An 11,295-nucleotide genomic window follows, 5' to 3' on the forward strand; every position below is an offset into this window, starting at 1 on the left:
GGCCGCCCACTAGGCTACGAGCCTAGCTTGCACGCCGACCTTCGTCCTCAAGCCAGACCACCATCGGCCAACCCCTGAACCCATAGTCGTGCGCCTTGAGCACACGGCCAGAGCGGGTTGTCCTGGTGGCCCTGAAAATGAGGCCAAAGCCGGGTAGCAACTGCTGGCGTGCCATCTTGGCCATGCCAGTCTCCGCAGTATGGCGCCCGACACAGCGACTTGCTGGCGAAGGTGCGGACCGTTAGTGTCCGCGTGCTGTAAACTTCGACCCGCAAGCCGCGTCCCGCTCAACCGGGCACCATGGCCGAGCGGAACCTCCATGGCGGCGTCAGGAATACTGACGCCGCCTTTTCTTTGCGCTCAGACCCGCATCGGCATCAGCACATACAGCGCTTCCGGCTTCGCGCTGTCCGTCACGATGGTCGGCGCGGAGCCGTCGGAGAAGCGGAACTCCACCGTCTCGGCGATCTGGTCGGTGATGTCGTTCAGGTAGCGCGCCTGGAAGCCGATCTCGAGCGGACCGTGCTCATAGCTCACCACCTCGCCATCCAGCTCCTCCTGCGCCTGGCCGAGCTCGGCGCTGGCGGCGGAGAGCAGCAGGTGGTTGCGGTCGATGGACAGCTTCACCGGCCGCGACCGCTCGCTGCTGATGCCCGCGACGCGCCCGACGGCCTCCGCGAAGTGCTTCTTCTGCACGCGCAGGATCTTGTCGTTGCCGCGCGGAATCACCCGCTCGTATTCAGGAAAAGTGCCGTCGATCAGCTTGGAGGTCAGCTGCACCGCGCCCAGGGTGAAGCGGATCTTGGTGTCGGAGAGTGCCACGGCGATCTCATCCGTCACTTCCTCGGCCAGCTTGCGCAGCTCATTCACCGTCTTGCGCGGCACGATCACGCCCGGCATGCCATCCGCGCCATCCGGCAGCGGTTCCTCGACGCGGGCCAGGCGGTGCCCATCGGTCGCGACCGCGCGCAGCACCTTGGTGCCGCCGGCTTCGGTGGCGTGGATGTAGATGCCGTTCAGGTAGTAGCGCGTCTCTTCGGTGGAAATCGCGAAGCGGGTGCTGTCGATCAGCCCGCGCAGCATGGCGGCGCCGATGGCGAAGCGGTGCGGCAGCTTGCCCTCGGTCATCGAGGGGAAGTCCTCCACCGGCAGGACGGAAAGCTTGGCATCGAAGCGGCCGGCGCGCAGCGTCATCTGCGCATCGCCGCCCGGATGGTCCAGTTCCAGCTTGGCGCTGTCCGGCAGCTTGCGGACCAGCTCGAACAGGGTCGCCGCCGGCGCCGTGGTGCGGCCGGCGCGGGCCACGGTCACGCCGGGCACATCCTCGACCACCGCGATTTCCATGTCGGTCGCGGTCAGGCGCAGCCCGCCCTCGCGCGCTTCCAGCAGCACATTGGCCAGGATCGGGATGGTGTTGCGCCGCTCCACCACGCTCTGCACATGCGCGAGCGCCTTGAGCAGCACCGCCCGGTCCACCGTGAACTTCATGACCTGGATTCCCGAAATCTGGCGGCGACAGGCCGACCGCTACCCGCACCGCGCGGGCGGCTAGTCTAACAGGCTGGAATCGGCCTTTGAAGGGCCGGGCTTCCTTCCATTTTCAGGTCCGGAAGGACGGCGCCCGGACCAGCAGGCAGAGAATCTGGAACATCGCCTGGGCGCCGATCTGCGCCGTGGCGGTGCCGGCATCATATTGCGGCGCCACCTCCACCACATCGCCGCCCACCACATCCAGCCCGGCCAGGCCGCGGAGCAACTGCTGCACCTGCAGCGGCGTCAGCCCGCCCACCTCCGGCGTGCCGGTGCCAGGGGCGAAGCCCGGGTCCACGGCGTCCACGTCGAAGGAGACGTAGATCGGCCCAGTCGCGACCTGTCGGACACGATCCAGCACCGCCGGGACGCCCAATTCGGAAAATTCATGCATCTGGATCAGCGTCATGCCGCTGGCCGTCGAAAATTCCCACAGATAGCCGGCGCCGCCGCGGATGCCGATCTGGATGGTGCGTTCAGGGTCCAGCACGCCGGCCAGCACCGCCTCGCGGAACGGCCCGCCATGGTGGAAGCGGGTGCCCTCATAGGGGCCGCCGGTATCGGCATGGGCATCGATATGCACCATGCCCAGCGGCCGCCCGGCCCCCAGCGCCTTCAGGATCGGCAGGCTGATGGAATGGTCGCCGCCGGCGGCGACGGTGCGGATGCCGGCCTGCCGCAGGTCCTTGAAATGGCTTTCGATATCCGCGTGGCAGGATTCCAGGGAGAAGCGGGAGGCCATCGGCACATCGCCGATATCCGCCACCCGCGCTTCCGTCAGCGGCGCCATGTGCAGGGCCGGCTCATAGGGCCCGATGCGCTCCACCGCGCGGATCGCGCGCGGGCCAAGCCGGGCGCCGGCCCGGTTGGTCACGCCGAGGTCCATAGGCACGCCGATCAGCCCGATCTCGGGCGGGTTGGTCAGCGCATCCGCCTGGAAGGGGGCGCCGCAGAAGGTGGCCAGCCCGGCGAAGGGCCAGGCGCGGCGGTCGCCCTGGAACTGGCTTTCGATGATGCGGCGGAACAGCGGATCCTCGGTTTCTGCCCCGCTGGCATCCTCAAACCGCGCCCGCAGCGCCGCCAGTTTTTCCGCATCCATGCCACCGCCTCCGCGCCCTGCACCCCCGGCCTTGTACAACGCAAAGCGCCCGGTCAGGGGGGTGACCGGGCGCCACGCTGATAACTTCCGATCGGAATGGTCGGGCGAGCCGGCAGGGGAACCGGGCATCGTCCGCCGGCGGTAGTCGGCCGGCCCGTCCATCATAGCGCGACCGAACCGGCCACGGCAAAAAATTCGCGTGCGGTCCGGCTCAGGCCGCGGCGCGGTGGGTGGGCACGTCTTCCGGGCGACGGCCCGCGGCCCAGGCGGCGGTGGCCGCGCCGAAGGCCTCGAAGATCACGCGGGATCGGGCATCCTGTTCCCAATCATATTCCGGGTGCCACTGCACGCCCATGACGAAGCCGGGCGCATCGGCCACGCGCACCGCCTCGATCGTGCCATCCGGCGCCCAGGCTTCCGCCACCAGGCGCGGCGCCAGGCGGCAGACGCCCTGGTTGTGCAGGGAATTCACCGGCACCGCTTCCGGGCGGAAGCGCAGCCCGGCCTCCGCCCAGATGCGGGCGAGCTGGCCTTCGGGCGCCACGCGCACCGCATGGGCCTTGCCGGTCCGCACGCCGGGCAGCTTCTGGTCGGACGGCGTGGAATGGTCCATCCGCCCCGGCAGATCCTGAATCCGCTGGTCGAGCGACCCGCCAAGCGCCACGTTCAGTTCCTGGAAGCCGCGGCAGATCGCCAGCACGGGCAGGCCGGCGGCGATTGCGGCGCGGATCAGCGGCAGGGTGGTGGAATCCCGCTGCGGGTCTTCGGGCGTGCCCTCCGCATGGGCGGGGCCGTCGTAGTAGTCGGGGTGCACGTTGGACCGGCTGCCGGTCAGCATCAGCCCATCCAGCCGCGGCAGGATATCCGGCACCAGCGCCTCCCCCGCCGCGGGCAGCAGCACCGGCACAGCACCGATCGGCCCGAGGGAGACGCGGACGTAACTGTCCGAGGCGGCATGGTTCGGCGTACCGAACAGGCCAAAGGCTTTAACACAGCAGGAAATACCGACCATTGCGCGCATTCCGCAAACTTCACGCCGCAACGTGGCAGGTTCAAGTCAATCTTTGGCCGAATGGGTGCGCGTGCCGTGCATGGCAGACCGGAGCTGCCGCTTTCGGTGGCGCCCGACGCCTGGTATCGCGGCGAAATGCGTGTCGCCGCGGGGATGCGGCGCGTGGTTGCTGTTGCGCCCGCCACGCCAGGCCGCATGATGCGCCGATCAGGACGGAGGCGTGGCATGGTCGGGCGTCGCGAGGTTTTGGCTGGGATCGGCATGGCGGGGCTGGCTGCCATGCAAGGCGCCCAAGCCCAAGGGACACCCCAAGGGACACCCCAGGGGACACCCCAGGGAGGCACCCAGGCGGGCTGGCCGGAACGGCCGCTGCGCTGGGTGGTCGGCTACCCGCCCGGCGGTGCCTCCGACACCTTCGCCCGGCTGATCGCGGCGCAGATGACCCCGCGGCTCGGCCATAATGTGCTGGTGGAGAACCGCCCCGGCGGTGGCGCCGTGCTGGCAAGCGAGATCGTCGCCCGCAGCCCGGCCGATGGCTACACCTGGATGCATGTCGACAACGGCATCCTGGTCTATAATCCGGCGCTGTATTCCCGCCTGCCCTATAATCCGGACCGCGATTTCACCGGGGTCGGCTTCATTGGCCGCTTCCCCCTGTTCATCGTGGTGCGGCCGGATGATCCGGTGCGGGATTTCGCCGGGCTGGTCGCGGCCTCCAAGTTGCGGGCACCGACCTATGGCACGCCGGCCGTCGCCTCCCCGCACCACCTGGCGATGGAACTGGTGAAGCGGCGCACCGGGCTGGCCGGCGAACATGTGCCCTATCGCGGCGGCCCGGCGGCGATGCAGGACCTCATGGGCGGCAATGTGGATGTGGTGGTGATCGACACCGCCACCGGCACGCCCTTCATCCGGGACAATCGCTGCCGCGCGCTCTGTGTGATGAGCGAGACGCGCAGCGCCCTGTTCCCGGATGTGCCGACCCTGCGCGAACTGGGCCATGCGGAGGCGGTGGCCTATGGCTGGCAGGGCATGAGCGTGCCCAGCGGCACCCCCGCCCCGGTGATCGAGCGTCTGGCGCAGGAGATGGTGCGCGCCATGACCTCGGCCGATATCGCCAAGCGCCTGGCCGATCTCGGCATCGAGTACCAGCCCTGGACCCCGGCGCAGTTTGCCGAATTCGTGCAGCGGGAGAATGCCCTGTGGCGGCCGCTGATCCGGGAACTGGGCATCCGCCTGGACGGATAGCGCCAGGCTCCATCCGGTCGCGGCGCTGCCAAGACGCGCCGCGGCTTGTGGGCCGCACCGAAGGCAGGGCGTTGGCCAGGCCCGCGCACCGGGGCCTGGTTTAGCGCGTGGGGCGGGTGAGGTTCAGTAGCGCAGCAGCGCCGCCGCCCGCGCGCCCTTCGGCATCGCATCCTCCGCCAGCATGCGGACCTCGCCGCCATTGCGGAGCGTCTCGACGGCCGAGGTATCAAGCAGATCCCCGGACGCATCGCTGTCCGCCTCGGCATCCTCGCCCTTGGCCAGCAACAGGGTATCGACCCGCCCGGCCTGGGCTGCCTCAAGGATATCCTGCGGCGTGATCGCCACCCGGCCATCGCCACTGCCCAGCCGGGCCTCGACGCGCTCCACCGCCAGGCGCTTCTCCTCCTCGAAGGCCGGGCGCACGATGGCATAGGCGGCCGCGTGCAGCTCGTCCCGGTCCATGCCCTCGGGGTTCGTCTCGATCACGCCGGCCAGCTGCGCGCCCAGCTTCGTCTGCTGGCGGAAGTGACCCTGCGCGCCGGCATCCGCCACCAGCACCACCGGGCGGGTGTCATTCGCCAGATGCGCCTCCAGCGCCGCGGCGATGCGCCGCATGAACTCCACGCTGCGGCCCTTGCGCCAATCCTCGGGACTGTCGCCATAGACCTGCGCCTTGCCCACGCTGACCGACCCGATGTTCGGCCGGTTGACCGGCGCGGCCTGGAGCGGGTTTTCGTAATCGTCATCCAGGCCCGTCACCTCATCGAGCGAGCGCGGGATGTCGGCGACCCCATCCTCGCTGAGGCTGAAGCGCGAGGCATCGAACAGCCGCACGACATCCGCGGTGATGGTCAGCACGACGAAGGCACCGTCGCGCGCCAGCACCGGCAGCAGGGGCCGGATGTGGAAGCCCGGGCGCACGACCACCTGTTCCTCGAGCGCCACCGGCAGCTTGTAGTGGCGCGGCTGGGCGCCGCCCAGAAATACGGCCAGGCCGTGCCGCTGGTGCTGCCAGAACTCATAATCCTCGACCAGGGCGGTGGCCGGCGCCAGAAGCGCCTCCGCGTCCTGGCGCGAGACCCCGGTCTCGATCAGCCGGTCCCGGGCCTCGGCGGCCAGGTTCTTCAGCCGGATCGGGTCCTGCCGGGTCTCGGCGCCGCGGACATGGGTGGGTAGGAAGATCGAGACACCGGTGGAAGGGGTGTCATCGAGCAGCGCCCAAAGATCGTCCTTGGAAAACATCATCGTCTCCGGTCGAAGTTCAGCGGTGCTCATTGTCTCGGATGGAGGCGGCGCCCTTCTGGTCCACCAGCTTGCCGAAGGTGCTTTCGGCCATGCTCCGCATCTTCCGCGCCGCACCGCGATAGGCTTCCTCCAGCGTCGCGGCCTGATGCGTCACGGCCATCGGCTGACGCCCGGTCGGCCGCGCCTCCATCAGGCAGCGCTTGTCCGCGCCGCCCGATTTGCCCGCGTTCTCGTCGCTGAGATGCACCTCGATGCGGGTGAGCTGGTCGGAAAACCGGCCCAGAACATTCTCGATTTCGGCCGTGACCTGCTGGGCCAGGGCGTCGTGCCCCTCGACATTGTCGTCGGTATTGAACTGAATCTGCATGCTGATGCTCCCGGTTACACCCTCAACGCCCCGGGCTACGCTTGGTTGGTCTGTGCCGCGCGCTTTTTCGCCTGAAGGCGCCCGGGGCGCCGGCCAGGCGGCGGCTACCCCAATGGCTGGCGCGACAGCAGCAGGTCGGCATGGGCCAGCCCCGCCAGGCTGCCCTCGGCCAGCGGCTTCAATCCGCCGGGCGTAATCTCCTGCACATGCACCAGGCCGAGGCCGCGCAGCCAGGCCTCGAAGGCGCCGACATCCTCCCGCGCCCCCATCATGTGGCTATCCCATTCGGTGACCATCAGCAGGTCGGGCGAGCGGCGGATCAGCGCCTCCGCCCCGCGCAGCGCCTGTGGTTCGCTGCCCTCGCAATCCAGCCGCATCAGATCCGCCGCCGGCAGTTCGGCCAGCGCGTCGTCGATCCGCACGCCGCGCGCCTCGAACCGCTCGGGATAGCCTGCCACCGTCTCCGCCAGCGCCACATGGCCGCTGCCGATATGCGCGGGGTGGACGGCGAAGGCGATGCGGCCGGGTTCCGCCAGGGCGGCCGCGGCATGCACCGTGACGCGGCCATCGAAGCCGTTCACCGTGACGCTGTCCTTCAGCAGGGCGAGCACCCGCGGATTGGCCTCGAAGGCATGCACATGGCCTGTGGCCCCCACCGCCTGGGCCATGGCCAGCGTGTGGTAGCCCATGCTCGCCCCCACCTCGACCACCTGCGCGCCGGGCTTCAGCAGCCGGCGCAGCAGGCGCTCGACATGGCGTTCCCATTCGCCGGACAGCGCGATATGCGGCGTCATGCCGACATCGCGCACGTCGAGGAAGATCTTCAGCCCCGAATGGGTCAGCGCCACCGCCCGGTTGCCGAGGAAGCAATAGGTGTCACGCGACGCCGGGGCGGGGCGGGGCAGGCCGGAGCGGGGGGAGAACAGGCGTCTGAACACGCTTCGGCCACCTTCGGAACAGGGAATGTGGCAGGCAGCATAGCCGCCAGCGGCCGTCGCGCCAAAATCCGGCGCCGGTCACAACCTGCGGTTAATCCTGCCTCGTGCAGATTACGGCCTCGGTCATGCGCCGCGACGCCAGGAGGGCGAACCCGAACCAGGGAGCCCCTTCCCATGCCCGCCGCCCTTTGCTTCGCCCCCCATGGCTTCCGTGCGCCAACCCCGCTGCGCGATTTCCTGCGCGGGCTGCGCCGCTGGCTGACCTACCGGCCGGAGCGCCGATATCTGGGCGGACGCCGGCGCAAGGCCGGCGTCTAGCCCCTCATTTCGGCAAGGCCGCATGCGCCGCGAGGCAGGCGATATCCAGGATCTGGTTCACCCCCGCCTCCATGCCGACAATCTGCACCGGCGCGGACAGGCCCATCAGCAGCGGTCCGATGGTCTGCGCGGAGGTCAGCCTGGGGGCCGCCTTGGTGAGGATATGCGCCGCATGCAGCCCCGGCATGACCAGCACATTCGCCGGGCCGGTCAGGCGGCAGAAGGGATACAGGCTGGCGCGCAGGCCGGGGTCCAGCGCCACGTCCGCGGCCATTTCGCCGTCATATTCGAAATCCACCTCGCGCTGGTCCAGCAGCTTCACCGCATCCCGCACATTGCCCGGGATGCTGCCCTTGGGGTCGCCGAAGGTGGAGAAGGACAGGAAGGCGACGCGCGGCTCATGCCCCAGGCGCCGCGCGGCGGCGGCGGCCTTGGTGGCGATCTCGGCCAGCGTCGCCGCATCCGGCCGTTCATGGATGGCGGTATCGGCCACCAGCACGGTGCCGGACCGGCGCGCCAGCATCAGCGTCAGCCCGAACAGCACCGTGCCCGGCGCCGGGTCGATCGCCGTCAGCACGCCTTCCAGCGTGGCGGCGTAGCTGCGGGTCGCACCCGTCACCATCGCGTCCGCATCGCCGGCGGCGACCATGCAGGCCGCAAACACGTTGCGGTCCAGATTCACCAGGCGCTGGCAGTCGCGCTGGAGAAAACCTTCGCGCTGCTTCTTGGCATAGAGCCATTCGGCATAGGCGGTGTTGCGGTCGGAGACGCGGGCATTGTGGATCTCGATCCCCTCCGGCATGGCGATGCCGAGGCCGGCGACCACCGCATTCACCCGGTCTTCCCGCCCCACCAGCACCGGGGTGCCGTAGCCGGCGTTGCGGAAGGCGATGGCGGCGCGGATCACCCGTTCCTCCTCGCCCTCGGCGAAGACCACGCGGCGCGGATTGGCCTGCACCCGCTCCGCGATCGCCTCCATCGCATGCGCGGTGGAATCGAGCCGGCCGGCCAGGTCCCGCGCATAGCGGTGCAGGTCGAGGATCGGCTTGCGCGCCACGCCGCTATCCATCGCCGCCTTGGCGACGGCGGGCGGGATGCGGCTGATCAGGCGCGGGTCGAAGGCGTTGGGGATGATGTATTCGGGGCCGAAGCGCAGCGACTTGCCGGCACCGGCACCCGCCACTTCCTCCGGCACATGCTCCCGCGCCAGCAGCGCCAGCGCATTGGCGGCGGCGACCTTCATCGGGTCATTGATGGTGGAAGCCCGCACATCCAGCGCACCGCGGAAGATGAAGGGGAAGCCGAGCACGTTGTTGACCTGGTTCGGATAGTCGCTGCGCCCGGTGGCGATGATGCAATCAGGCCGCACCGCGCGCGCCTCATCCGGCGTGATTTCCGGGTCCGGGTTCGCCATTGCGAAGATGATCGGGTGGGCGGCCATGGACCGCACCATCTCCGGCGTCACGGCGCCCTTGACGGACAGGCCCATGAAGCAATCGGCGCCTTCCATCGCCTGCGCCAGGGTGCGGCAGGCGGTGTCGGCGGCATGCGCCGACTTCCACTGGTTCATGCCCTCCGTCCGGCCGCGATAGATCACGCCCTTGGTGTCGGCCAGGATCACGTGCTGCGGGTGGATGCCCATCGCCTTCACCAGCTCGGCACAGGCCACCGCCGCCGCGCCGGCGCCGTTGATCACCAGTTTTACGCTTTTCAGGTCGCGCCCGGTGAGGTGGCAGGCGTTGATCAGGCCGGCGGCGGCGACGATCGCCGTGCCGTGCTGGTCGTCGTGGAAGACCGGAATATCCATCAGCTCGCGCAGCCGCTGCTCGATGACGAAGCATTCCGGCGCCTTGATGTCCTCCAGGTTGATGCCGCCGAAACTCGGGCCGAGGTAGCGGACGCAATTGACGAAGGCGTCCACATCCTCGGTGTCCAGGCACAGATCGACGCCATCGACATCGGCGAAGCGCTTGAACAGCGCGACCTTGCCTTCCATCACCGGCTTGGAGGCCAGCGCGCCGAGATTGCCGAGCCCCAGCACCGCCGTGCCATTGCTGATGACGGCGACGAAATTGCCCTTGCTGGTATAGTCATAGGCCAGCGCCGGGTTCTTGTGGATGTGCAGGCAGGGCGCCGCCACGCCGGGGCTGTAGGCCAGCGAGAGGTCGCGCGCCGTGGTCAACGGCTTGGTCAGCCGGATCTCCAGCTTACCCGGCCGGCCCTCGGCGTGCATCGCCAGCGCCTCCTGCTCGGTGATCCGGGCGGTGCGGGTATCGGCCAGGGCCTCGCCCGGTTCCTTGCGCGCGTCGTCCATGGTTTCGTGTCTTCCCCAACTCAATTCCCCCCTTCATTGCAGCCCGGGGCGGACCTGGGAAGACAGCCGCTTCGCAACTGCGTTGGGCGACTTTGGCGGGTTAAGCAGCAGGCCCTTCGCAGCGGCGATGCGGCAGTCTATCGAGAGGTGGTGAGCGATATTGCCAATATCCCCGCCGCCGAAGGCGCGACACCCGCCCTGGCGCAGTGGTTCGTCGCCAAAGCCGCGCATCCGGATGCGCTGGTCTTTTTCCGCATGGGCGATTTCTTCGAGATGTTCTTCGGCGATGCGGAAACCGCCTCCGCCGCGCTCGACATCGCGTTGTCCTTCCGCGGCGAGCATCGCGGCCAGCCGGTGCCGATGTGCGGCGTGCCGGTGCATGCCTGGGAAGCCTACCTCGCCCGGCTGATCCGCCAGGGCCACCGCGTTGCCATCTGCGACCAGATGGAAACGCCGGAGGAGGCGAAGAAGCGGAAAGCCCCCACCCTGCGGCGGGAGGTGGTGCGCGTGGTGACCCCGGCCACGGTCACCGAAGACGGGCTGCTCGACGCCGCCCGCCCCGCCTGGCTGCTGGCCCTGGCCGAAGTGGAAGAAAACTTCGCCGCCGCCTGGGTCGATGTCTCGACCGGCGGTTTCGAGACCATGGCCCTGCCGCGCGGCGACCTCGGGGCGCTGCTGGCGCGGATCGAGCCGGTGGAGGCCTGCGCGCCGCGCGACCTGGCCGAACTGCCCGACCTCGCCCAGCGCCTGCCCGGCCGCATCGCCGAACGCGCCCCGCCGCGCGACCCCGCCCGCCTGCTGCGGGAGGCCTTCGGCGTCGCCACGCTGGACGGTTTTGGCCGTTTCACCGGGGCGGAGCTGGCCGCCGCGGCCCTCGCCTTGTCCTATGTGCGGGAAACCCAGGCCGGCGCCCTGCCACGGCTTGACCCGCCCCGCCCGCAGGCCGGCGCCGCCGGCACGCTGGCGCTGGATGCGGCGACGCGGCGCAGCCTCGAGATTCTGCGCGACCAGCGCGGCGGCACGGAGGCCACGCTGTTCGCCGCCGTTGACCGCACCCTGACGGCGGCTGGGGCGCGCGAGCTGGCCGCCAGGCTGGCCGCCCCCCTGGCGGAGGAAGCGGCGGTCTCCGCCCGGCATGATGCGGTGTCCTTCCTGCTGGGCGCGGAGGCCACGCGAACGGCGCTGCGCGGCACGCTGAAGGGCGCGCCCGACATGGCCCGCGCG

9 protein-coding genes and 1 pseudogene are annotated in these 11,295 nt (G+C 69.6%); 3 read left to right on the forward strand and 7 right to left on the reverse strand.

Annotated features, from left to right (window positions below; translation table 11 throughout):
• Positions 1 to 360: 360 nt before the first annotated feature.
• From dnaN to Q8S40_RS22835, 3 genes are all read right to left on the reverse strand, one after another.
• The gene (dnaN, locus tag Q8S40_RS22825) at positions 361 to 1,488 is read right to left on the reverse strand and encodes a DNA polymerase III subunit beta (RefSeq protein ID WP_304809623.1); all 1,128 of its coding nucleotides are present in this window, start codon (positions 1,486 to 1,488) and stop codon (positions 361 to 363) included.
• Positions 1,489 to 1,600: 112 nt separating this feature from the next.
• Positions 1,601 to 2,629 (reverse strand): arginase family protein, encoded by a 1,029-nt coding sequence (locus tag Q8S40_RS22830; protein ID WP_305672248.1) that lies wholly within the window; start codon positions 2,627 to 2,629, stop codon positions 1,601 to 1,603.
• 211 nt (positions 2,630 to 2,840) lie between these two features.
• Complete coding sequence (locus Q8S40_RS22835; protein WP_305672249.1) at positions 2,841 to 3,650, reverse strand: gamma-glutamyl-gamma-aminobutyrate hydrolase family protein; 810 nt, start codon at positions 3,648 to 3,650, stop codon at positions 2,841 to 2,843.
• Positions 3,651 to 4,019: 369 nt separating this feature from the next.
• On the opposite strand from Q8S40_RS22835, the gene Q8S40_RS22840 reads away from it, so the two are divergent.
• Positions 4,020 to 4,889, forward strand: a complete 870-nt coding sequence (locus tag Q8S40_RS22840) for a tripartite tricarboxylate transporter substrate binding protein (protein WP_304809619.1) — start codon at positions 4,020 to 4,022, stop codon at positions 4,887 to 4,889.
• 123 nt (positions 4,890 to 5,012) lie between these two features.
• On the opposite strand, the gene Q8S40_RS22845 is transcribed toward Q8S40_RS22840, so the two are convergent.
• The 3 genes from Q8S40_RS22845 to Q8S40_RS22855 form a co-directional block, all read right to left on the reverse strand.
• Positions 5,013 to 6,134: a hypothetical protein gene (locus Q8S40_RS22845; RefSeq protein WP_305672250.1), complete on the reverse strand. Its 1,122-nt coding sequence runs from the start codon at positions 6,132 to 6,134 to the stop codon at positions 5,013 to 5,015.
• 16 nt (positions 6,135 to 6,150) lie between these two features.
• Positions 6,151 to 6,501 (reverse strand): HPF/RaiA family ribosome-associated protein, encoded by a 351-nt coding sequence (locus Q8S40_RS22850; RefSeq protein ID WP_305672251.1) that lies wholly within the window; start codon positions 6,499 to 6,501, stop codon positions 6,151 to 6,153.
• A 104-nt stretch (positions 6,502 to 6,605) separates the two neighbouring features.
• Positions 6,606 to 7,439 carry an FkbM family methyltransferase gene (locus Q8S40_RS22855; protein ID WP_304809614.1) on the reverse strand — a complete coding sequence of 278 codons (834 nt, stop codon included), beginning with the start codon at positions 7,437 to 7,439 and terminating at the stop codon, positions 6,606 to 6,608.
• 174 nt (positions 7,440 to 7,613) lie between these two features.
• Between Q8S40_RS22855 and Q8S40_RS22860 the strand changes: the two genes are divergently transcribed.
• Positions 7,614 to 7,757 (forward strand): hypothetical protein, encoded by a 144-nt coding sequence (locus Q8S40_RS22860; protein WP_304809612.1) that lies wholly within the window; start codon positions 7,614 to 7,616, stop codon positions 7,755 to 7,757.
• A gap of 4 nt (positions 7,758 to 7,761) precedes the next feature.
• Here Q8S40_RS22860 and Q8S40_RS22865 read toward each other — a convergent pair whose 3' ends face one another.
• Positions 7,762 to 10,071 (reverse strand): NADP-dependent malic enzyme, encoded by a 2,310-nt coding sequence (locus Q8S40_RS22865; RefSeq protein ID WP_305672252.1) that lies wholly within the window; start codon positions 10,069 to 10,071, stop codon positions 7,762 to 7,764.
• A gap of 150 nt (positions 10,072 to 10,221) precedes the next feature.
• Here Q8S40_RS22865 and Q8S40_RS22870 point away from each other — a divergent pair.
• Positions 10,222 to 11,295, forward strand: a pseudogene (locus Q8S40_RS22870) (DNA mismatch repair protein MutS); the annotation flags it as partial.

This window comes from Falsiroseomonas sp., assembly GCF_030695085.1.
GTDB lineage: Bacteria > Pseudomonadota > Alphaproteobacteria > Acetobacterales > Acetobacteraceae > Falsiroseomonas.